The following is a 22,123-nucleotide window of genomic DNA, read 5'->3' as shown; positions in this document are numbered from 1 at the left end:
GCCGACGGGTGTAGGAGCAAGCGGCTGCCCGTGGAAAGCGCAAAGTTTTTGTCTCGCGCGATGCACGGACAGCCAAATCTCCCTTTGCGCGCGGCGCCCCGCCGTCCTAGCTTGGCAACCATAAGACCCAAGGAGATGGACGATGATGACCGGTGACGATCGTAGCCTTCAGGCCGCTCGCGCGCGCGCCTATGCGCTCGCGGAAAGCGGCGCGTTCGATAACAGCCACGCGGTGCAGCAGGCGCTGATCGCGGAGGGCTGGTCCAATGTGGGCCGCGCGCTCGACAGCGACTATGCGCGCAAGGCGATTGCCGAGCGTTGCCGCGCGGCGCAGGCCCACTGATGCGTCTGGCGGGGTGCGCGGCGACCGCCGCACTGGCGCTGAGCGTCGCGGCCTGTTCGCAGAGGCAGGACGCGCCCACCGGCAACGCGGCGGACAACGCCGCCGCGCGGCATCTGGCGGAACGCATGACCGGCACCCCGCCGCCCGCGCCCCCGGCCAAGGCGTTCAAGGTCGAGGACAAGGGCGAATTCCTGGAATTTTCCTTCGCCTATCCCGCTTCCGCCGCCGCCATCCCGACGCTGGTGGACAAGTTCCGCCGGCAGATGGACAGCGCGAAGGCCGACGCGCTCAAGATGGCGAAGGAGGACAGCGCGGCAGCCAAATCCTCGGGCTTCCCGTTCCGCGGGCACGATCTCAGCATCATCTGGACCGCCTCTGCCGACACGCCCCGTTTCCTCGCGCTCCAGTCGCAAAACTACGCCTATACCGGCGGCGCGCACGGGATGACCGGCTATGACGTGCTGCTCTGGGACAAGGAGCGTCAGCGCGAAACGGCGGTCAAGGCGCTGATGACCTCGCCCCAGGCGTTCAAGGACGCCATCACCAAGCCCTTCTGCGCCGAACTCGACCGCCAGCGCGCCGAAAAGCGCGGAGCGCCGGTCGTGCCCAGCGACGACCCGTTCGACGCCTGCATCAATCCCATGGAGCAGGTGCTTGTCCCCACGTCGAAGGACGGCAAGCTGGTCGACAGCTTCACCGTAGTCGTCGGTCCCTATAATGCCGGGCCCTATTCGGAAGGGGCCTACGATGTCGTCGTCCCCATCGACGCTGCCCTGCGCAAGGCGATCAAGACCGAATATCAGGACGCCTTCGTCGGCGGATGATCAGGGCGCGACGGGCACGCCATAAAGGTCGTGCTCGTCCGCATCCTCGATCTCTACGTCGATCATGTCGCCCTGTTTCAGGCCCGCGCCGACATCGCGCAGGAAGACGTTGCCGTCGATCTCCGGCGCATCGGCCTGGCTGCGCGCGGTCGCGCCGACCGAACCGTCTTCCTCGTCCGGTTCGCCCACCTCGTCGACGATGACCGGCAGTACGCGGCCCACCTTGGCGGCGAGCTTGGCGGCGCTGATCGCGGCGGTCTTTTCCATGATACGCTGGTAGCGTTCTTCCTTGACCTCATCGGGCACCGCGCCATCGAGCAGGTTGGCCGCCGCGCCTTCCACCGGTTCGAAGCGGAACGCACCCACGCGGTCGAGCTGCGCTTCGTCCAGCCAGTCGAGCAGATACTGGAAGTCCGCTTCCGTTTCGCCGGGGAAGCCCACCACGAAGCTCGACCGGATCGCGATGTCGGGGCAGATGCCGCGCCATTTGCGGATGCGATCCAGCACCTTCGCCTCGTTCGCGGGCCGCTTCATCGCCTTGAGCACACTCGGCGCCGCGTGCTGGAACGGAATGTCGAGATAGGGGGTCAACAGCCCGTCGGCCATCAGCGGCACGACATGATCGACATGGGGGTAGGGGTAGACATAGTGCAGCCGCACCCATGGCGCGCGTCCCTCCGCCGTGCGCAATTGGCCCAGCGCGCGGGCAAGGTCGGTCATGTGCGTGCGCACCTCCTGCCCCTTCCACTGGCGCGGTTCGTGCCGCACGTCGACGCCGTAGGCAGACGTGTCCTGGCTGATGACCAGCAATTCCCGCGTGCCCGCCGCGACCAGCTTTTCCGCCTCGCGCAGCACCGCGTCGATGCGCCGCGACACCAGGTCGCCGCGGATCGAGGGGATGATGCAGAAGGAGCAACGATGGTTGCAGCCCTCGGAAATCTTGAGATAGCTGTAATGGCGCGGCGTCAGCTTCAGGCCCCCTTCGGGCACCAGGTCGACGAAGGCGTTGGGCACGGGCGGCGATGCGTCGTGCACCGCGTTGACCACCTGCTCATATTGATGCGCGCCGGTGACGGCCAGCACCTGCGGGAATTTCGCGCGGATCACGTCCGCCTCGTCCCCCATGCACCCGGTCACGATGACGCGGCCGTTCTCCGCGATGGCTTCGCCGATGGCTTCGAGCGATTCTTCCTTTGCCGAATCGAGGAAGCCGCAGGTGTTGACCAGCACCACGTCCGCGCCGGCATAATCGGCGGACATCTGGTAGCCGTCGGATCGCAGCTTGGTGAGGATGCGTTCGGAATCGACCAGATTCTTCGGACAGCCGAGCGACACCATGCCGACTTTCGGCGGTTCGGGGATTTTGGTTGCCATGATCGGCGCGCACATAGGGTTTTTTGCGCGCAATGTCACGGGGGCCGTTTGCGTCAGTCCCGTGGCGGCGGTTCCCCGTTCGCGATTTCGATGATGCAGTCGCCGGTGCGCAGCGTCTGCGCCTCCGGCTCCCAGAAGCCGATGGGCCGGTCCTCACGATAGATGCGCACGCCAAGTCCGGTGCGGATCGCCGACAGCGGCCCGCCGATCTCTTCGGGCAGGACCATCCGTTCGTTGAGCTTCACGCGCCCGCCCGACGCGGCCAGATCCGCCATATAGTCGGCGATATGCCGCCCGCTCGTGCTCCCGGCCAGCAGCAGCCCGGCAAAGCTGACGGGATTGATGACCGTGGTCGCGCCTGCCTGTCGCGCGGGCAGTTCGTTGTCCTCGTTGCGCACGACGATGCTGATGGGCAGGCGCGGCGCCAGATGCCGGGCGGTCAAGGTGATGAGGATCGACGTGTCGTCCCGTCCCGCCGATACGATCATGCTGTTCGCCCGGTGGATCGCCACGTCCTTGAGCGTGCGGTCCCGCGTCGAATCGCCGCACAGGATGTTGCAGCCCAGTTCCTCCGCGCGGGCGAGCGCCGTGTCGCTGCCGTCGATCACGACGATCTTGCGCGGGTCGGTGCCGCGCGCCAGCAATTCGCCCACCGCTTCCTGCCCGCTGGTGCCGAACCCGGTGACGACGATGTGATTTTGCAGATCGGCCTGAATACGCGCCATGCGCCACCTGTAAAAGATATTGCGGAAAAAGAGGTTATAGGCCGTGCCGAGGAAGATGATCCAGACGAACAGGCGGATCGGCGTCACGAAGATCGCCTCGAACAGCCGCGCTTCCGGCGTCACCGGCACGATGTCGCCATAGCCCACGGTGGTGACCGTCACGGTGGTGAAGTACAGCACGTCGATGAAGCTGATCTGGTCGTCGTAATTGTCCTTCAGCCCCGCGCGCCCGATCCAGTGCAGCGCCAGCACCAGCGTGATGAGCCCGGTGACCAGCGCCAGCCGCCAGGCGAGGTCCGCCCATAGCGGCAGCGAGGACCGCCGCCGCAGGAACCCGGCCATGTCGGGCCGCCTTTGGGCATCGTCGATCCTCACAGGGGCGGCAGCCGGGTGAGCGGATCGACCGGAACCCGGTCCTTGCGCAATTCGAAATGCAGCTTGGGCCGCGCGGCATAGCCGGTGTCGCCGGTCAGGCCGATCGCCTGCCCCTTGGTCACCTTCTGCCCGCGCACCACGTCGACGCGGCTCGCATGGCCGTAGGCGCTGACCCAGCCGCCGCCATGGTTGATGAGCACCAGCCCGCCGAACACCGCCACCCTGTCCCCGGCATAGGCGACCACCCCGTCCGCCGCCGCGCGGAACGGCGTGCCCTGCGTCACCGCGATGTCGATGCCGTTGTTCTTCGCCCCGCCTTCGCCCGGCCCGAAGCGCGACAGGATCGGCCCGCTCGCCGGCCAGCCGAAGCTCCCGGCGAAGCGCGCGGGTTCGACGATGGGCATATCGGCGGGCAGGGGCCGCGCGCTCGCCTTCGCTGCGATCCGGGGCGTCGCTTCGGACAGGGCGGGCTGCCCCCCGGTCAGCACATCGTCGATATCGATGCGGAAGGCGGCGGCGCGCTGCTCGATGCTCTGCGCTCGCCCGGTCGCCGCTTCGGGCAGCAACAGCCGCTGGCCCCGGCGCAGTATATAAGGTTCGGCCAACCCGTTCGCGTCCACGATGGCACGCCACGGCACGCCATAGGCTGCGGCTATGGCAATTCCCGTCTCGCCCGCCGCCACCGGATGATAGCGCCCGCCCGGAATGGCCAGTCGCTGACCGGGCCGCAGCGTGTAGGGCGGGGTTAGGCCATTGGCTCGCGCAATCGCCTCTAACCCCGCGCCCGTGCGCTCGGCGACGATGCGCACCGTTTCGCCTTGCTGCACGACATGCGTGGACGGCTCCACCCGCCGCGCGGTTCGTACCACCCTTTGCGCCTGCCACACCGGCTCCGGCTCCGCCAGCGTCGCGCCGGACGCGCCCACGGCCGGTGCGGAGACAGGAAGCGGAGCGGGGGCGGGGGCCGGAGCGGGGGCAGGAGCGACAGATCGCGGCGCCGGGGCAGGGGGCGGCGTCGCCCGCTCGGTTTCGGCGGGAATGCAGGCGGCCAGCATCAATGGCCCCACCGGCAATAACGAAAGGCGCAAGGACGGCATCGCGCTTCTTCTACCCCAACCGTCCCTGCATTCCAGCGCTTTCCCGAACCGTTAGTTAGCTAACTAAGAGTGCTTCCGCGAAACTGCGTTCAACTGTCTACTTCGCTGTCTCAGCGCGGCGTCAAGGCCGTCGCTCCACCCATATAGGGGACCAGTATTTCGGGCACGGCGACGCTGCCGTCGGCCTGCTGGTAATTCTCCAGCACCGCGACCAGCGTCCGCCCCACCGCAAGGCCCGATCCGTTAAGGGTGTGCAGGAACCGCGTCGCCTTCTCCCCCTCGGGCTTGTAGCGCGCATTCATCCGCCGCGCCTGGAAGTCGCCGCAGTTGGACACCGAACTGATCTCGCGATAGCAATTCTGGCTCGGCAGCCAGACTTCGAGGTCGTAGGTCTTGCGCGCGCCAAAGCCCATGTCGCCCGTGCACAGCAGCATCTTGCGATAGGGCAGCTTCAACGCCTGGAGGATGCCCTCCGCCGCCGCGCACATCCGCTCATGCTCGGCCTCCGACTGCTCGGGTGCGCAGATCGCGATCAGCTCGACCTTCTCGAACTGATGCTGCCGGATGAAGCCGCGCGTATCGCGCCCCGCCGATCCCGCTTCCGACCGGAAGCAGGGCGTCAGCGCCGTCAGCCGCATCGGCAGGCTCTCCGTCGCCACGATCTGCTGCGCAACGAGATTGGTGAGCGAGACTTCGGCGGTGGGGATCAGCCAGCGCCCGTCGGTGGTCCTGAACAGGTCGTCCGCGAACTTGGGCAACTGCCCCGTCCCGAACAGCGCTTCGTCCCGCACCAGCAGCGGCACGGCGGTTTCCTCATAGCCGTTCGTGCCGGTTTGCGTATCGAGCATAAATTGCGCCAATGCGCGGTGCAGCCGCGCCATCTGTCCGCGCAGCGCCGTAAAGCGCGCGCCCGACAGCGCGGCCCCGCCTTCGAAATCCAGTCCCAGCGCTGGGCCGAAATCGGCATGGTCCTGCGGCGTAAAATCGAACGTGCGCATCTCGCCCCAGCGGCTCAGCTCGACATTGCCCGCCTCGTCCGCGCCCTGCGGCACATCGTCGGCGGGCAGGTTGGGGATCGCCGCCAGCATCGCGGTCAGCGCTTCGCCCGTCTCCCGGTCCTCCGCCTCCAGCACGGGGAGCCGGTCCTTCAATGCCGCGACCTCAGCCTTCAGCGCGTCGGCGGTCGCGCTGTCCTTGGCCGCCATCGCCTGCCCGATCAGCTTGCTCGCCTCGTTCCGGCGTGCCTGACCCTGCTGCAATTCGGTCTTGATCCCCCGGCTCTTCTCATCGATCGCCAGGATTTCCACCGACAGCGGGTCGAGCCCCCGGCGAGCGAGGGCGGCATCGAAAGCGGCGGGGTTTTCCCGGATGAAACGGATGTCGTGCATGGTTGCGCCCTATGCCGTTCCGCACGATCCCACGCAACCCTGCGCCCGCTGGCCCGTTGGTCGCTTTCATCCCGCGATAACAAGGAGACGGACGATGCGGATCGATCATGACGCGATGGTGCTGGTGGCGGACGGGCGCAAGCTGTTGTTCTTCCGCAACAAGGGCGACGGCGACTATCCCAACCTCGAAGCCGAAGCGGTGCAGCAGCAGGATAATCCCTCCCATCTCGACCAGGCGTCGGACCGGGCGGGCCAATCCTCCAGCACCGGAACCCAGTCCGGTACGATGGGGGAAAACGACTTTCACGAACAGGCCGAACAGCGCTTCGCCGCGCAAGCCGCCGACCTGCTGAAACGCCGCGCCTTCGCCAACGACTATGAAAAGCTCATCATCGTCGCGCCGCCGACCGCGCTCGGCGAAATGCGCAAGCATCTGCACAAGGAAGTGCAGGCCCGGCTGGTGGGGGAGATCGCCAAGGACCTGACCAACCATCCGGTGCCCGAGATCGAGAAGCTGATCGCGGCCAGTTGATCGGCGTAACAACGAAAATGGGCGGCTCCTTTTGAAGGAAGCCGCCCTTTTTCATGCGCCTGCCATAACGCTTCAGGCGACGGACTTCGCCTTTCGCTCGGCAAAGCGGCGGCGTGCGACGAGCGCTGCGGCGGCTGCCCCGAACAGCAGCACCATCGGCGGCGCGGGAACGTCGGTGCCCCCCGTGCTCGTCGGAGGCCCGCCGCTCGAACTGCTGGACGATGAAGAGGAGGAGGAACTGCTCGACGAAGACGATGACGATGTGCTGCCCGTCGATCCGCTGCTGCCGAAGCTGGACGATCCGCCCGACGAGGAACTGCCGCTGGAGGATGACGAACTGCCGCTCGATCCGCTGCTACCGCTCGACCCGTGACCCGGCTTCCCGCCACCCGAACTGCTCGACGAAGAGGAACTGGAGGATGAGGACGAGCTGGAGCTGGAAGAGGACGAGGAACTGGAGCTGACGCCCGAAGAGGTCGACACATTGCCCGAGGATGTCGAGACGTTACCAGACGAGGTGGAGACGTTCCCGCTCGACGTCGACACGCCGCCGGTGGACGTGGAAACCCCGCCGGTGGATGTCGATACGCCGCCCGTGGTGGAACTGGTCGAACTGCTGATGCCGCCGGTCGAACTGCTGGTGGAGGAAATCACGACCGATCCGCCGCCGCTGCCCCCGCCGCCACCGAAGAAGCCGCCGACGAACCCGCCGCCGCCCAATCCGCCGAAGCCCCCGCCGCCCAGCACCACCGGCACTGCGCCGCCACCGGACACGACCGGCATTTCCGGGGCGGCCATGGGCGCGGGGAGGGGGACAGGGCCGGGCTGGCTGGTGACCGTCACCGTCTGCGGCGCGCAGGTCGCCACGGTCCTCACCACCTTGCGTTTCACGGTGCGGACGGCATAGCGCTTGCGCGGCGCCGCCTTGGTGCTGGCCTTCGAACTGTGGACCACTGCCGGTCGCGCGCTTTCCGCGACATGCACCGCCCCACCGCCGATGATCGCGCCGCCGCAGGTGCAGGCGCATAATTTTGCCAAGGCCATCCGTACCGACATAGGGTCCACTCTTGTCTTGTTGCCCCTCAGTAATCGCCACGTAAAAAGCGAAGCGATTACTGATAGGGATTTGCCTATGCGTAAGAACGCAAAAGAAAGCGTTAACTGCAATGCCGTTAACTCTGAATCGACGGTCGAAGTCGAGCGGTTTCGGCGTTTCTGCTCAAGCGATATGGTTAACGTCCCGTTATGGCACGGCGCGGTAGGACGGCGTTAAGCCTGTTGCCCGACGGGGGACTCGCCAGCATCCTGCGAACCCCTGTGCAAACAGTGGATTGCCCGCTTGTGTCGTCCCCCGGCGATGGCTATGAGGCGCGCACAATCAAGTCATGGGCGCCCGGACACATCAAGCGCCGGGAAGCCCTTCGAGTCGGAGAGCCAGATGGCATCGGTGCTGAATTCCGATAAAGACGGTGAAAAGCCGCCCAAATCGACCGTCACTCTTCCGGCTGATTACCGCCCGTCGGCTGACGAAGACTTCATGAACCCGTTGCAGCTGGAATATTTTCGCCAGCGTCTCTGGGACTGGAAGAAGCAGATCCTCGCAGAAGCGGAAGGCACGCTCGCCGTCCTCCAGAACGAGCCGCTGCGCGAACCCGATCTCAACGACCGCGCATCGAGCGAGACCGACTGGTCGATCGAACTGCGCACCCGCGACCGCCAGCGCAAGCTCATTTCCAAGATCGACGCCGCCCTGCGCCGCATCGACGAGGGCGAATATGGCTATTGCGAAGTGACCGGCGAGCCCATTTCGCTCGGTCGCCTCGAAGCCCGTCCCATCGCGACCATGACTGTCGAGGCGCAGGAACGGCACGAACGGCAGGAAAAGATTTCCCGCGACGATTAACCCTTTGTCGACATCGTCGTCCTAGATTGCGGCCCAAATATAATGGGTAGCAACGGCAGGCGACGTAAATGAGCGACGAGGACGATATTTCCGATCGGGGTCCGGCACGGTCCGCGCCGCGCGACAGCCTGTTTTTGCTGACCACCATTTCCACGCCCGAAGGCGTATCGCTGGGCAGGGCGCGGGTGCGCAACCTGTCCGCGACCGGCCTGATGGCCGATTGCGAACGGGCGATCCCCGCCGATGTCCGTATCCGCTGCGATCTGCGTGGCGTCGGGCAGGTGGCCGGAACCGTCGCCTGGGCGCGGGAGGAAAAGATCGGCGTCGCCTTCGACGAGCCCATCGACCCGCAACTCGCCCGCAAGCCGGTCGGCAACAGCACCCAGCCCATGATGCCGGATTATCTGAGAATATTGGACATGCGCGCCAGGCGCCGCTGAGCCCACTTTTCGTTCATTTCGTGAAAAAGCCCCGCCGATACGTTCGGTCCGGGGCTTTAATGCGTCCCGTATGGCGGGTCCGCGCCGCACGGACGGCGTCGGACCCCATCCGGTCCGATCGTCGCCGCGCTGTATCTGATGAGCGTCAGTGCTGCGCCGACATCTCTTCCTTAAGCCGCAATTTCTGCTTCTTGAGCGATGCGACCAACAGGGCGTCGGGCATGGGACGACTCGTCTCCGCCTTGATTCGGGCATCGAGGCCGGCATGCTTGGCTGAAAGGGCTGAAACGTGGCTGTTTTCCATGACATTCTCCTTACGAGGGTGATGGATGACGAAATAGATCATGATTCGCGCTCGCTGTCTCGCGACGAATCGCGCTTTGCGGCGGGCTGCCCTGAAATTTGCGATGGTCCGCTTGCGATCGCGCCGCTATCAACGGGACGGGCAAAGCCAAGCGACGTGAAGGGGCGCGATGAGCCAGGAAGAAATCATGCGCCGCCTCGAACTGCTGCGGGTCGAGCATCGCGACCTCGACAGCGCGATTGCCGCCCTCGCGGATGCGGGTTCCAGCGACCAGATGCAGATCGCCCGGCTCAAGAAGCGCAAGCTGCGGCTGCGCGACGAAATCGCCATGTTGGAAGACGCGCTGGTCCCGGACATCATCGCCTGAACGAAGCGTCATGGCAGTGGGTTGTCGATAGCGATCCCAAATGGGACAGCGCGTAAAAGGCTGGGCGCGCACACCTGACAGACGACGCGGACTGTGGCATCTGGACGATCATGCCCAACGCAGCCTTTCTCGATCGCGGCCTTCATCGTCGGCTTGTCGATAGCCTTTATGGCGAGGCGATGCTGATGGCGGAAGAAGCGCGGACCTATTTCGACAAGGGCAGCCGCGGTGACGAAGGAGCGGGGGACCCGCTGCGCCGTGTCGCCTTCGCTTGCGAATCCCTCAAGGTCACGACCCGTCTCATGCATGTCATCGCCTGGCTGCTCAGCCAGCGCGCCTGGCAGCGGGGCGAGATCGGCGATGCCGACCTGTCGTGCGAAAAATACCGGTTGGGCCGCGCGGCGCTGACCGAACCGGCCCAGTCCGAGGGATTTGCCTTTGCCGCCCGCGCCCTGATCGACGGCAGCCAGGATCTCTATGACCGGGTCGCGCGGCTTCAGGATCGCCTGGACCGGATGATGTGCGAGGGGGATGCGCCCGACGCCAGTCCCGCGCGCGCGCTGCTCGACCGTCTCAACCAGTCTTTCTGAGCGCGTTTTGCCGCGTTTGCCGTGTCGACAGATATTTCCTCCGGCCTCGATTCGCACTAGACCGGCGCGATGACCGATGGTGTGCGGACCCGACGCCGCTTCTCTGGCCGACCGCATCCCGCCCGGCTCCTGATCGCGCCGCTGCTGCTGGGCGTGCCCTGCGCTGCGTCCGCGCAACAGGCCCCGGTCTTGCAAAGCGGGGCGGTCCGGGGAGCCGCGCCGTCGACTGACCAGCCGCTCGACGCCATGCCCGACATCGGTGTCGACTGGCCCGACATGGGGCAGCCCGACACCGTTGCACCGCTGCCGCCCGATCCCGCCGACACGCAGGTTCAGGCCCCGTCCGCGCCCGATAGCGCCCCGGTCCAGCAGGCGGGCGCCGATCCGTTCTCGCCCGCCGAAGCGGCCCCTGCATCGACCGCCGATCCGGCCCCGACCGATGCCGGCGAGGAACGACGCTATGGCGTGCAGCTTGCCGGCATCGACGCCATCGCAGACGCGCAGTTTTCCTCGCGCTTCGACCAGCTTTCCGCGCTCAAGGCCGGGCAGGGCAAGACCGCCAACCTTGCCCAGATCAACCGCCGCGTCGCCGAAGACCGCGATCTGCTGGAGCGGTTGTTGCGGGCGAAGGGCTATTATGCCGCACGCATCCGCAGCGCGGTGACGCCGTCGGGCGACCGGCTGGCCGTCCGCTTCGACGTGGTGCCCGGTACGCAATATCTGCTCGAGTCCGTCGACATCATCGGGCTTGCCGAAACCGGGGATCGCGAAGCGGCTCTGCGCGCGGCCTTCCCGCCCAAGGTCGGCGATCCGGTCGATGCGGATGCGATCCTTGCGGGCCGCGATGCGCTTTCCGACAAGCTCGCCGACAGCGGTTTCCCCTTCGCCCGCGTCGACGAACCGGAAGTGCGCATCGACCATGAGGAGCGCAAGGGCGACCTCGATATGATCGTGGCCCCCGGCGGCTTCCGCCGGTTCGGCGCGATCCGACTGGCCGACGACCAGCTTTTCGACGCCCATCATGTGCAGGAAATCGCCCGTTTCAAATCGGGCGATACCTATACCGCCTCGGACGTGGAGGACCTGCGCCGCGCCATCGTCGCGACCGGGCTCGTGTCATCGGTCAGCCTCAAGCCTGTCGAGGCGGGCGATGGCGACCATGTCGACCTCGACGTGGCGATGCGCCCGGCTCCCCTGCGCACGGTGGCGGGCGAACTGGGCTATGGGACGGGCGAAGGCTACCGCGCGGCAGTCAGCTGGCAGCATCGCAACCTCTTCCCGCCCGAAGGCGCCGTGACCCTGCGCGGTGTCGTCGGCACGCAGGAGCAGACCGCTTCCTTCACCTACCGCCGCAGCAATTTCAAACGGCGCGACAATGTGTTGACCGGCCTGCTGTCGATCAGCAACATTCGCCGCGACGCCTATGACGCGCGGACCATCAACCTGTCGGGATTTCTGGAGCGGCAGACGAACATTCTCTTCCAGAAGAAGTGGGTGTGGCGCATCGGCGGCGAACTCATCGCCTCAGACGAAGCGGATGCCTTTTCGGGCGGCGCGCGCCGCACGTTCCTGATCGCCGCGGCGCCCGTCAGCCTGACCTACGACGGTAGCGACGACCTGCTCAACCCCAGCAGCGGCTTTCGCCTCGGCGGTCGCATCAGCCCCGAACTGTCATTCCAGAACAAGACATTCGGCTATACAAGAGTGCAACTCGACGGCAGCATCTACCAGCCGGTGAACGATCGCACCGTCATCGCCGCCCGTACCCGCTTCGGCACGATCCTGGGTTCGACCGTCGACCAGATCGCGCCGTCGCGGCGCTTCTACGCAGGGGGGGGCGCATCGGTGCGCGGCTACGGCTATCAGGCGATCGGCCCGCGCTTTGGCCCCAACGACAATCCGGTGGGCGGCAAGAGCCTCGCCGAATTCTCGCTGGAGGCGCGGGTCAAGTTCGGCAATTTCGGCGTCGTGCCTTTCATCGACGCGGGCAATATCTCCACCACCTTCCTGCCGCGCTTCAGGGATTTGCGCGTGGGCGCGGGGCTCGGCGTGCGCTATTACAGCAGCTTCGGCCCGATCCGCGTCGATGTGGGCACGCCGATCAATCCTCAGTCGGGCGATCCCAAGGTCGCGGTCTATGTTTCGCTGGGGCAGGCCTTCTGATGGACGAAGAGGTGAACCCGCCCGTCCCGCCGCCGCCCGCGCCCGTCGTAAAGCCGCGCCGCGCGTGGGATGGGCGCTGGCAACGCTGGGTGGCGGCGATCCTGGCGGCGTTGCTGGTCATCGTCGTCGGCGCGCTCGTCTGGCTCGACACCGCGCCGGGGCATCGCTTCCTCGCCAGCCGCGTCGCCACGATCAAGTCCCCCTCTGGCCTGCGCATCACGGTCGGCAGCATCGAAGGCAGCATCTATCGCCGGGCAGTGCTGCGCAACCTGACGCTTTCCGATCCCAAGGGGCTGTTCTTCGACGCCCCGCGTGTCGAGTTGGACTGGTTTCCCTTCGCCTGGGCGTCCAACCGGCTCGACATCGACCGGCTGGCCATACCGAGCGCCACGCTCCACAAACTGCCCAGGCTCAATCCCACGCAGCGGCGCGGGCCGATCCTGCCCGGATTCGACATCCGCCTGATGCAGTTTTCGGTCGGGCGGCTTAGCATCGCGCCTGCCATCACCGGCAGGGCACAGACCGTCACCATGGCGGGCGACGCGGACATTCGCGGCGGCAGGGCGGTCATCGACCTGACGGCTCGTACCGTGGGCGGAGGCGACCTGCTGGCCATAGCGCTCGACAGCCGCCCGGACGACGATCGCTTCTCGCTCGACGTGACGGTCAATGCCCCCAAGGGCGGCGTGCTGGGGACAATGGCGGGCCTTCGACAGGCCGCCAATCTGCGCATCGAGGGCAAGGGCAGCTGGACGCGCTGGGACGGTCGCCTTTCCGCCACGCTCGACGCCGTACCCGCCGCCGACTTCGTTCTGGCGGCCCGCAGCGGCGCCTATTCCGCGCGCGGATCGGTCGAGGGGAAGGCGATGGCGGGCAACGGCCTCCTGCGGCGCATGGCCGACCCGCGGCTTGCCGTGCGAGCGAGCGGGACGCTGGTGGATCGGGTGATCGACGGACGCGCCACGCTCCGCTCCGCTGCCTTCGACCTCGACGCGGACGGAGCCATCGATCTTCGCAACAACGCGCTCGACAACATGCTTCTGACGCTACGGCTCGCGCGGCCGCAGGCACTGGTCAAGACCATGCGCGGCCGGGACGTGACGGCAAAGCTTCGCCTCGACGGCGCGTTCGACGCGCTGGGATACGAATATCTGCTGACCGCCAAGGACATCGCCTTCGACAAGACGGTGATCCGGGACGTGCGCGCGCAGGGCAAGGGCCGCACCGGGCGCGGCCCCGTGCTCGTGCCACTCAGCCTGCGCGCCACGCGCCTCGACGGGCAGGGCGATCTGCTCGCCGGAATCGCGCGCAATTTCCAGATCGACGGCGTGCTGCAAATCAAGGGGCAGCAGATCGTCAGCAACCCCATGCCGTTCCGCTCCGACAAGCTGCGAGGGCGATTGACGATGATCGTCGACCTGGAGAGCGGACGATACGACCTTGGCCTCGACGGGCAGATCAATGGACTTTTCATCAAGGGGCTGGGCGTCGTCGACCTGACATCCCGCCTGCGCGCCGTCCCCCGCGCCGACCGGAGCTTCGGCCTCAGTGGAACCGCATTCGCGCGGCTGCGCCGGCTCGACAACAGCTTTCTCCTGTCGCTGGGCGGCGGCCTGCCCACGGCGCGGAGCGGGCTGGAACTGATGCCCAACGGCGAACTGGCGCTGACGAACATGCGGCTCAACGCGCCGCTGATGGCGATGACCGGGCGGGGCGTGCGGCATCGCGACGGCTCGGTCCACTTGGAGGGCAGCGGACGGCACGGTCGCTACGGGCCGCTCGTCCTGACGCTCGACGGGTTGATCGAAAAGCCCGAAATCGACGTGACGCTCGCCCGCCCGCTCGACGCGCTGGGTCTTCGCGAGGTGCGGGCGCACCTTGTCCCCGACGCGAGCGGATACAGCTACACCGCCAATGGCGGATCGACGCTGGGACCGTTCACCGGGCGCGGTGCCATCCTGTTGCCGCCGGGCGGGCAGGCGGTGGTGCATGTCGCCAACCTCACCGTTTCGGGTGTTACGGCGAGCGGAGACATTCGCCCCGTCACTGCCGGGCTGGATGGGCAGTTGAGCGTCATGGGGCCGGTCACCGGCTATATCGGCTTCCGCCCTGTCGAGGGCGTCCAGCAAATCCAGCTGAAACTCAACGCCAGCGACGCGAGCTTCGACGGCCCTACCGTCATCGCGGTGCGCCGCGGCAGCCTCGATGGCACGATCCTGCTCGACCCGTCTGGCACGACCGTCAATGCGACCGCGCAGGCGCGTGGGCTGCGGGTGGGCGGGGTCCTGCTCGGACGCTTTGCCGCCAATGCGCAGATGACCGACGGTAGCGGTACGATCAAGGGGAGCCTGTCCGGTCAGCGCGGGCGCATCTTCGACATACAGGGTGAGGCGCAGGTCGCGCCCGACCGTATCCGCCTGTCGGCGCAGGGCACCATCGACAATCGCGCGATAAGGCTGGATCGTCCCGCGCTGTTCACCCGCACGTCGGACGGGTGGCGGCTTTCGCCTGCGACCGTCGCCTATGCGGGCGGGTCGCTTCAATTGGGGGGCGAGCTGGGCGCTGCGTCCACCCATGTGGAAGCGCGGATGCAGCGGCTTCCGCTCTCTCTGCTCGATATCGGCTATGACAATCTGGGGCTGGGCGGCCTGGCCACCGGATCGCTCAGCTATGTGAAGCCGCGTGACGGCTCCATGCCTACCGGCAAGGCGGAACTGCGGATTCGGGGCCTGTCGCGCTCCGGCCTGTCGCTCAGCAGCCGTCCGGTGGATGTCGGCGTCAATGCGGTCCTGACGCCGGATCGTCTGGCGACGCGCATGGTCTTCGTTGCCAACGGCGCGACCATTGGGCGGGCGCAGGCGCTGATCCATCCTCTGCCCGCAGGCGCGAACCTCGTCGACCGGCTGAACCGCGCGCCGTTCCTCGCGCAACTGCGCTACAACGGCACCGCCGACACGCTCTGGCGCCTGACCGGGGTGGAGATCGTCGATATCGGCGGGCCGGTTGCGGTTTCCGCCGACATGCACGGCACGCTGGGCCAGCCTGTCATTACCGGCACGCTTTCGACCGACAGCGCCACCATCGTCAGCCCGGTGACGGGCATGAGGCTGCGCGACGTGCAGGCGCGCGGGCGTTTTTCGGGTGCGCAACTCGTCTTTTCCAGTTTCACGGCCACCGCGCGCAACGGTGGCGCGGTGACCGGCACGGGGCGCTTCACCTTCAACGGCATTGCGGGCGTCGGCATGGATCTTTCGCTTCAGGCGGACAATGCCGCGCTGCTCGAACGGGACGATATCGCCGCCACCGTCACCGGACCGATCGCCCTGCGGTCCGATGGCGTCGGCGGCAGCATCGCGGGCGATCTGGTCCTCAACCGCAGCCGCTTCACCATGGGCCGCGCCGCCGCCGTGGCGCAAATCCCCGAACTCAAGGTGATCGAAATCAACCGCCGGGGCGAGGAGATCGAGCGTCCCCGCACCGCCGTGCCCTGGACGCTCGCCGTCAAGGCGCGGGCGCGCAACCGCCTGATGGTGACGGGTCTCGGCCTCGACAGCGAATGGCGGGCTGACCTCGACATCGGCGGCAACGTCACTAACCCCGCCATCGCGGGTCGCGCGCAACTGGTGCGGGGCAATTATGAATTTGCCGGTCGCCGCTTCGACCTGCGCGAAGGCAATATCCTCTTCGATGGAAAGGTGCCGACCAACCCTACGCTGGACATCAGCGCCGAAGCCAATGTCAGCGAACTCAACGCCACCATTCATGTCGGCGGCACCGGCCTCAAGCCCGAGATCACCTTCACCAGCACGCCCGCTTTGCCGCAGGACGAACTTCTGTCCCGCATCCTGTTCGGCACGTCGATCACCAACCTGTCCGCGCCCGAAGCGCTGCAACTGGCGTCCGCCGTGGGATCGCTTCAAGGGCAGGGCGGCCTCGACCCGATCAATGCGGTGCGCAAGGCGGCGGGGCTGGACCGGCTGCGCATCATCGCCGCCGATCCCAGCCAGGGGCAGGGCACGTCTATCGCGGCGGGCAAATATCTGACGCGCAAGACCTATGTTGAACTCATCACCGATGGACAGGGCTATAGCGCCACTCGCATCGAATATCAGGTGACGCGCTGGCTTTCGCTGCTCGCCGCCATCTCCACCCTCGGCCGCGAAAGCGCGAACGTGCGGATTTCCAAGGATTATTGACGTGTCACATTGCCGTATCGACGCCGCCACGGCGATCAGCGTCACGGACCTTTTCACCATCGGTATCGGGCCTTCCAGTTCCCACACGGTCGGTCCGATGCGCGCCGCACTGATGTTCATGGACTCGCTCACCGCCGTGCCTGTCCGCGTCCGGTGCGAACTGTTCGGATCGCTGGCGCTGACGGGGCGGGGCCATGCGACCGACAGCGCCGTGCTGCTCGGCCTGTCGGGCTATCGCCCCGAAAGCGTCGACCCCGACGCTATCCCCGCGATCCTCGCCGCGATCCGCGCGGACGGACGCATCCGCTTCGGCAGCACGCCCGACAGCCATGTGCCTTTCACCGAGGAAAGCGATCTGCTGTTCCGCATGGGCGATTTTCTGGAAGCGCACAGCAACGGCATGCGCTTTTCCGCTTGGTATGACGGGCAGGCCGAACCGCTGGTGCGCGACTATTATTCCATCGGAGGCGGCGCGGTGTTACCGGGCGACGCGCCGGTCAGCGACGACGCGCCGCTCGGACACAATGTGGTCCAGCCGCACCCCTTCTCCTCCGGCGCGGAGCTGTTGGTGCAGGGGGAGGAGAGCGGCCTTTCCATCGCCACGCTTGTGCTGCGCAACGAAGGCGCATGGCGATCGCAGCAGGAAACCGACGCTTTTCTCGACGCAGTGATCGACGCCATGTCCGCCTCGATCGACCGGGGGCTGGAGCAGGAAGGCCTGCTGCCCGGCGGGCTGAAGGTCCGCCGTCGCGCCCGCGCCATTCACCAACGATTGCGGCTTCAGCAGGACGCGCTCGGCCCGGCGCAGATTTTCGAATGGGTCAGCCTTTTCGCGCTTGCCGTCAATGAGGAGAATGCGGCGGGCGGCCGCGTCGTCACCGCGCCTACCAACGGCGCTGCGGGCGTGATCCCTGCCGTGCTCCATTATTATCGCCGCTTCGTGCCCGGCGCGGACCGGGAGGGGGAGCGGCGCTTCCTCCTCACCGCCGCCGCCATCGGCTTTCTGTACAAGAAGCGCGCCTCGATCTCCGCTGCCGAAATGGGATGCCAGGGCGAAGTCGGCGTCGCCTGTTCGATGGCGGCGGCGGGACTGGCCGCGGTGCTGGGCGGAACCAACGGGCAGGTGGAAAACGCCGCCGAGATCGGGATGGAACATAATCTCGGCCTCACCTGCGATCCCATCGGCGGCCTCGTCCAGATCCCCTGTATCGAACGCAACACGATGGGCGCGGTCAAGGCGATCAACGCGGCCTATCTGGCGCTACAGGGCGACGGGCGGCACATCGTCAGCCTGGACGCGGTGATCGAGACGATGCGTCAGACGGGCGAGGACATGGCAAGCCGCTACAAGGAAACCTCGCTCGGCGGATTGGCGGTCAACGTGGTCGAATGCTGAGTCGGCTTGTCCCCTGAAACGCTCGATCCAGGGATGGGTCGAGTTTTGATCGTGCCATAACTGCAACAGTTTCAGACGTTTATCTGAGGTTCATGAAACAAAACGGCTCCGCTCCGGCTTTGGCGTCTCACCCCTGACAGGGGATATGAGAATGACAATTGGAGTATCCGTTATGCGTAAGTTGATGGCCGCAACCGTTTTGGCTGGCGCCACCTTCGCCGCTCCTGCGATGGCGCAGGATGTGAACCCTACCTTCACCGGCCCGCGCGTCGAAGCGATCCTGGGCTATGACCATGTCGGTGCCGGCAGCGATTTCGACAACGACAACGGTCGCGACGATCAGTCGATCGACGGGCTGCTCTATGGTATCGGGGCGGGCTATGACGTGAACCTCGGCAGCGCGGTCGTCGGCATCGAGGGCGAATGGACCGACTCCACCGCCAAGAGCAACCGTTACGACCCGACCGACCAGTTCGGCTTCGGACGCGTGAGCCAGGGCCGCGACCTTTATGTGGGTGCGCGGGCGGGTATCCTCGCCAATCCGATGACCCTCATCTACGTGAAGGGCGGCTATACCAACAGCAAGCTCAACGTGCTGGCGGGCAACACGAACGAAACGACCGACACCTCGTTCAAGCTCGACGGTTGGCGTATCGGCGCGGGTGTCGAGCGGGCGATCAACACCAATACCTTCGCCAAGCTGGAATATCGCTATTCCAACTATACCGACGGCAAGCTCGATTTCCCGAACGGCGCGACCAGCGAGCGTTTCGACATCGATACCGACCGGCATCAGGTGGTGGCGAGCGTGGGCGTGCGTTTCTAACGCGTTTGCTTTCCTGCGAGGAGGAAGGGGTCGGAGCCATCCGGCCCCTTTTTCTTTGGCCGCCCTATCGGAAGAGCTGCGGGAGTGGTATTTACAGCGATGTGAGTAACGCGATTCCCCACGATTATGCCATCGGCATCGATCCCGACGACATCGACTTCATGGGTCATGTCAATAACGCCAGCTATCTGAAGTGGGTGCAGAACGCCGTGCTGGACCACTGGCGCGCGCTTGCGCCGTCCGACGCGGTGGCCCAGCATCTCTGGGTCGCGCTCAAGCATGAGATCACCTATCGCAAGCCGACCTTCCTAGACGATGAGGTGATCGCGACCGTCCTGCTCGAAAAGGTGCAGGGCGCGCGCGCTTTCTATGAAACCGTCATCCGCAGGGGCGAGGACGTGCTGGCGGAGGTCAAGTCGAGTTGGTGCTGCATCGACGCGGGCACGCTACGCCCCGCGCGGCTGGCGCGCGAGGTGATCGAGCGCTTCTTCACCACCGGCGAGGGCGAAGCGCCCGCGCGCTGACCCGCGCCGCTTTTTAGCGTTCGATCTGGCTCACGTCCCGGACCGCGCCCTTGGCGGCGTTGGTGGTCATAGCGGCATAGGCGCGCAGCGCGGGCGACACGTCCCGCTTGCGCCCGAACGGTTTCCACGCCTTGGCCCCCCGCGCTTCCATCTCCGCCTTGCGCGCAGCGAGGAGCGCATCGTCCAGGTCGACCTTGATGACGCGTGCGGGGATGTCGATCACGATGGGGTCGCCCGTCTCGACGAGCGCGATGAGGCCACCCTCCGCCGCTTCTGGCGAGACATGGCCGATCGACAGGCCCGACGTGCCGCCCGAAAAGCGCCCGTCGGTGATGAGCGCGCACGCTTTGCCCAGCCCCTTGGACTTGAGGTAGCTGGTGGGATAGAGCATTTCCTGCATGCCCGGCCCGCCCTTGGGTCCTTCGTAACGGATGACGACGACGTCGCCTTCCTTGACTTCGTTGCCCAGGATACCCGCGACGGCTGCGTCCTGGCTTTCATAGACGCGTGCGGTTCCGTGGAAGACAAGGATGCTGTCGTCGACGCCCGCCGTCTTCACGATGCAGCCTTCGGGCGCGAGGTTGCCAAACAGCACTGCCAGGCCGCCATCCTTCGAGAAAGGATGTTCGGCGGACCGGATCACGCCCTGTTCGCGGTCGGTGTCCAGTTCCTCCCAGCGTTCGCTTTGCGAGAAGGCGACCTGCGTCGGGACGCCGCCGGGGGCCGCACGGTAGAAGTTGCGGACTTCCTCGCTGTTCGTCCGCCCGATGTCCCAGCGGGCGAGCGCGGCGGCGAGGGTGGGCGAATGGACGGTCGGCAGCGACGCGTCGACCAAGCCGGCACGCTCCAGTTCGCCCAGGATCGCCATGATGCCGCCTGCGCGATGGACATCCTCCATATGCACGTCCTGCTTGGCGGGCGCGACCTTGCACAGGCACGGCACGCGGCGGGACAGGCGGTCGATATCGGCCATCGTGAAATCGACCCCGCCTTCGTAAGCGGCGGCGAGCAGATGGAGCACCGTGTTGGTGGAACCGCCCATCGCGATGTCGAGGCTCATCGCATTTTCGAACGCGGTGAAGCTGGCGATGGAGCGGGGCAGGACGCTTTCGTCGTCCTGCTCGTAATAGCGCTTGGCAAGGTCGACGATGACATGGCCCGCTTCGCGGAACAGCCGCTCGCGGTCGGCGTGGGTGGCCAGCGTCGATCCGTTGCCCGGCAGCGACAGCCCCAGCGCTTCTGTCAGGCAATTCATCGAATTTGCGGTGAACATGCCCGAACAGCTGCCGCAGGTGGGGCAGGCGGACCGTTCGATGGTTTTGACTTCCTCGTCGGTGTAGCTTTCGTCGGCGGCGACCACCATCGCATCGACGAGGTCGAGCGCAACCTTCTTGCCGCGCACGACGGTCTTGCCCGCTTCCATCGGGCCGCCCGACACGAACACGACCGGGATGTTGAGCCGCATCGCAGCCATAAGCATCCCCGGCGTGATCTTGTCGCAATTGGAAATGCACACGATCGCGTCGGCGCAATGGGCGTTCACCATATATTCGACGCTGTCGGCGATAAGGTCGCGGCTGGGCAGCGAATAGAGCATGCCGCCATGGCCCATGGCGATTCCGTCATCGACCGCGATAGTATTGAATTCCTTGGCGACCCCGCCTGCCGCCTCGATTTCCCGTGCGACGAGCTGGCCAAGGTCCTTCAGGTGAACATGGCCGGGGACGAACTGGGTGAAGCTGTTGGCGATGGCGATGATCGGCTTACCGAAATCCTCGTCCTTCATGCCCGTCGCGCGCCATAGTCCCCGTGCGCCCGCCATGTTGCGGCCATGGGTGGTGGTGCGGGAACGGTAGGCGGGCATGACGCATATCCTTGCGGGCTGGGGTAAGCCGTCCCTCTACAGGCCCGGGCAGCGGGGGGAAACATATTATTCCTGTCGGGCGGCCTCATCGAGCTTGCGACAACGAAGTAGACAGCCGAAGCGTCATTTTGTTGCCGCAGAGCGGAGCCGTCCCGCTTCGGGACTGGCGGCGCGAGCGGGGTGGCGCTTGGCGGGGACATGGTTAAAAGACGGTTATGGATCGCCCCCGGCTTCGCCCCCTGTTGTTGCTGTCTACTTTGCTGTTCGCCAGCGCTGCGGCCAGTCCGACGCGGGCGTCGGGCGACCTGCCGCCGGTCGCGCCGGGCGCCTATCGGTGGATGGAGCAGGGACCGTGGAACGGCCCGATCTACATGGTCATCAGTATCGAGAAGCAGCGCATCCACGTCTATGACGGGGACCGGCTGATCGGCATTGCGGCGGTGTCCACCGGCATGAAGGGGCATCGCACCCCGACCGGCGACTATCCGATCCTCCAGAAGCGGCAATGGCACCGCTCCAACCTCTACAGCAACGCGCCCATGCCGTTCATGCAGCGGCTGACCTGGGACGGCATCGCGCTTCATGCCGGGCACAATCCGGGTTATCCCGCGAGCCATGGCTGCATCCGCCTGCCCTACGCCTTTGCGCGGCAGCTGTTCGCGATGACCCGGGTCGGCACGATGGTGGCGGTGACACAGGCGCGTCTGACGGCGGCGCTGAAGCTCGATCCGCTGGTGCTTGCCGATCCGGGGAGCCGGGTCGTGAGCTTCGGCCCGGCAACCGGGGCGCCCGCCGTTCTGCCCGCACCGGCGGACGCAGGCGCGCCGATGCTGGAGATCGATCCCGCCATTTTCGGGATGCGCCTCCAGCGGCCGTGAGCGGGGGGAGGAGG

General features: G+C 66.3%; 22 protein-coding genes. 16 read left to right on the top strand and 6 right to left on the bottom strand.

Annotated features, from left to right (window positions below):
• The first annotated feature begins 142 nt into the window (after positions 1 to 142).
• Together DI606_RS04955 and DI606_RS04950 are read left to right on the top strand one after the other, a co-directional pair.
• Entirely contained in the window at positions 143 to 343 is a 201-nt protein-coding gene (locus DI606_RS04955; protein ID WP_293980267.1) for a hypothetical protein, read from the top strand.
• Complete coding sequence (locus DI606_RS04950) at positions 343 to 1,167, top strand: DUF4163 domain-containing protein (protein WP_293980266.1); 825 nt, start codon at positions 343 to 345, stop codon at positions 1,165 to 1,167. Before DI606_RS04955 ends, DI606_RS04950 begins: the two co-directional genes overlap by 1 nt.
• On the opposite strand, the gene rimO is transcribed toward DI606_RS04950, so the two are convergent.
• The 4 genes from rimO to serS form a co-directional block, all read right to left on the bottom strand.
• Complete coding sequence (gene rimO, locus DI606_RS04945) at positions 1,168 to 2,556, bottom strand: 30S ribosomal protein S12 methylthiotransferase RimO (protein ID WP_293980264.1); 1,389 nt, start codon at positions 2,554 to 2,556, stop codon at positions 1,168 to 1,170.
• 38 nt (positions 2,557 to 2,594) lie between these two features.
• Positions 2,595 to 3,608: a TrkA family potassium uptake protein gene (locus DI606_RS04940; protein ID WP_293980262.1), complete on the bottom strand. Its 1,014-nt coding sequence runs from the start codon at positions 3,606 to 3,608 to the stop codon at positions 2,595 to 2,597.
• Positions 3,609 to 3,637: 29 nt separating this feature from the next.
• A complete protein-coding gene (locus DI606_RS04935; protein ID WP_293980260.1) occupies positions 3,638 to 4,738 on the bottom strand; it encodes a M23 family metallopeptidase in 1,101 nt (366 codons plus the stop codon).
• 110 nt (positions 4,739 to 4,848) lie between these two features.
• Positions 4,849 to 6,126, bottom strand: a complete 1,278-nt coding sequence (serS, locus tag DI606_RS04930) for a serine--tRNA ligase (protein ID WP_293980258.1) — start codon at positions 6,124 to 6,126, stop codon at positions 4,849 to 4,851.
• A 94-nt stretch (positions 6,127 to 6,220) separates the two neighbouring features.
• Here serS and DI606_RS04925 point away from each other — a divergent pair, with 94 nt between their 5' ends.
• The 6 genes from DI606_RS04925 (at position 6,221) to DI606_RS04900 (ending at position 9,001) form a co-directional block, all read left to right on the top strand.
• Positions 6,221 to 6,658, top strand: a complete 438-nt coding sequence (locus DI606_RS04925) for a host attachment family protein (RefSeq protein WP_293980257.1) — start codon at positions 6,221 to 6,223, stop codon at positions 6,656 to 6,658.
• A 31-nt stretch (positions 6,659 to 6,689) separates the two neighbouring features.
• A complete protein-coding gene (locus tag DI606_RS04920) occupies positions 6,690 to 7,031 on the top strand; it encodes a hypothetical protein (protein ID WP_293980256.1) in 342 nt (113 codons plus the stop codon).
• Positions 7,032 to 7,175: 144 nt separating this feature from the next.
• Entirely contained in the window at positions 7,176 to 7,565 is a 390-nt protein-coding gene (locus DI606_RS04915; protein WP_293980255.1) for a hypothetical protein, read from the top strand.
• A gap of 3 nt (positions 7,566 to 7,568) precedes the next feature.
• The gene (locus DI606_RS04910) at positions 7,569 to 7,931 is read left to right on the top strand and encodes a hypothetical protein (RefSeq protein ID WP_293980254.1); all 363 of its coding nucleotides are present in this window, start codon (positions 7,569 to 7,571) and stop codon (positions 7,929 to 7,931) included.
• A gap of 165 nt (positions 7,932 to 8,096) precedes the next feature.
• Positions 8,097 to 8,561 (top strand): RNA polymerase-binding protein DksA, encoded by a 465-nt coding sequence (gene dksA / locus DI606_RS04905; RefSeq protein ID WP_293980253.1) that lies wholly within the window; start codon positions 8,097 to 8,099, stop codon positions 8,559 to 8,561.
• Positions 8,562 to 8,629: 68 nt separating this feature from the next.
• On the top strand, positions 8,630 to 9,001 hold the full coding sequence (locus DI606_RS04900) for a PilZ domain-containing protein (protein ID WP_293980252.1): 372 nt from the start codon (positions 8,630 to 8,632) through the stop codon (positions 8,999 to 9,001).
• A gap of 145 nt (positions 9,002 to 9,146) precedes the next feature.
• Here DI606_RS04900 and DI606_RS04895 read toward each other — a convergent pair whose 3' ends face one another.
• Positions 9,147 to 9,305 (bottom strand): YdcH family protein, encoded by a 159-nt coding sequence (locus DI606_RS04895; RefSeq protein ID WP_293980351.1) that lies wholly within the window; start codon positions 9,303 to 9,305, stop codon positions 9,147 to 9,149.
• Positions 9,306 to 9,474: 169 nt separating this feature from the next.
• On the opposite strand from DI606_RS04895, the gene DI606_RS04890 reads away from it, so the two are divergent.
• The 7 genes from DI606_RS04890 to DI606_RS04860 all read left to right on the top strand — a co-directional run bounded on the left by DI606_RS04890 (position 9,475) and on the right by DI606_RS04860 (position 19,367).
• Positions 9,475 to 9,672 (top strand): DUF465 domain-containing protein, encoded by a 198-nt coding sequence (locus DI606_RS04890; protein ID WP_293980250.1) that lies wholly within the window; start codon positions 9,475 to 9,477, stop codon positions 9,670 to 9,672.
• 110 nt (positions 9,673 to 9,782) lie between these two features.
• Complete coding sequence (locus tag DI606_RS04885) at positions 9,783 to 10,262, top strand: DUF1465 family protein (protein ID WP_293980248.1); 480 nt, start codon at positions 9,783 to 9,785, stop codon at positions 10,260 to 10,262.
• A 69-nt stretch (positions 10,263 to 10,331) separates the two neighbouring features.
• Entirely contained in the window at positions 10,332 to 12,425 is a 2,094-nt protein-coding gene (locus DI606_RS04880; RefSeq protein ID WP_293980246.1) for an autotransporter assembly complex family protein, read from the top strand.
• Positions 12,425 to 16,621 carry a translocation/assembly module TamB domain-containing protein gene (locus tag DI606_RS04875; protein ID WP_293980244.1) on the top strand — a complete coding sequence of 1,399 codons (4,197 nt, stop codon included), beginning with the start codon at positions 12,425 to 12,427 and terminating at the stop codon, positions 16,619 to 16,621. The genes DI606_RS04880 and DI606_RS04875 overlap by 1 nt, the downstream gene beginning before the upstream one ends.
• A 1-nt stretch (position 16,622) precedes the next feature.
• On the top strand, positions 16,623 to 18,017 hold the full coding sequence (locus tag DI606_RS04870; RefSeq protein WP_293980243.1) for an L-serine ammonia-lyase: 1,395 nt from the start codon (positions 16,623 to 16,625) through the stop codon (positions 18,015 to 18,017).
• 172 nt (positions 18,018 to 18,189) lie between these two features.
• Positions 18,190 to 18,843 (top strand): outer membrane beta-barrel protein, encoded by a 654-nt coding sequence (locus DI606_RS04865; RefSeq protein WP_293980242.1) that lies wholly within the window; start codon positions 18,190 to 18,192, stop codon positions 18,841 to 18,843.
• A 101-nt stretch (positions 18,844 to 18,944) separates the two neighbouring features.
• Entirely contained in the window at positions 18,945 to 19,367 is a 423-nt protein-coding gene (locus DI606_RS04860) for a thioesterase family protein (RefSeq protein WP_293980241.1), read from the top strand.
• Between the two features lie 13 nt (positions 19,368 to 19,380).
• On the opposite strand, the gene ilvD is transcribed toward DI606_RS04860, so the two are convergent.
• Positions 19,381 to 21,231 (bottom strand): dihydroxy-acid dehydratase, encoded by a 1,851-nt coding sequence (gene ilvD, locus DI606_RS04855; RefSeq protein ID WP_293980240.1) that lies wholly within the window; start codon positions 21,229 to 21,231, stop codon positions 19,381 to 19,383.
• Positions 21,232 to 21,446: 215 nt separating this feature from the next.
• Between ilvD and DI606_RS04850 the strand changes: the two genes are divergently transcribed.
• Positions 21,447 to 22,109, top strand: a complete 663-nt coding sequence (locus DI606_RS04850; RefSeq protein ID WP_293980239.1) for a L,D-transpeptidase family protein — start codon at positions 21,447 to 21,449, stop codon at positions 22,107 to 22,109.
• The last annotated feature ends 14 nt before the right edge of the window (positions 22,110 to 22,123 follow it).

The organism is Sphingobium sp. (assembly GCF_003248505.1).
In the GTDB taxonomy this organism is placed as follows: domain Bacteria; phylum Pseudomonadota; class Alphaproteobacteria; order Sphingomonadales; family Sphingomonadaceae; genus Sphingobium.
This window is presented reverse-complemented; position numbering and strand designations above follow the sequence as displayed.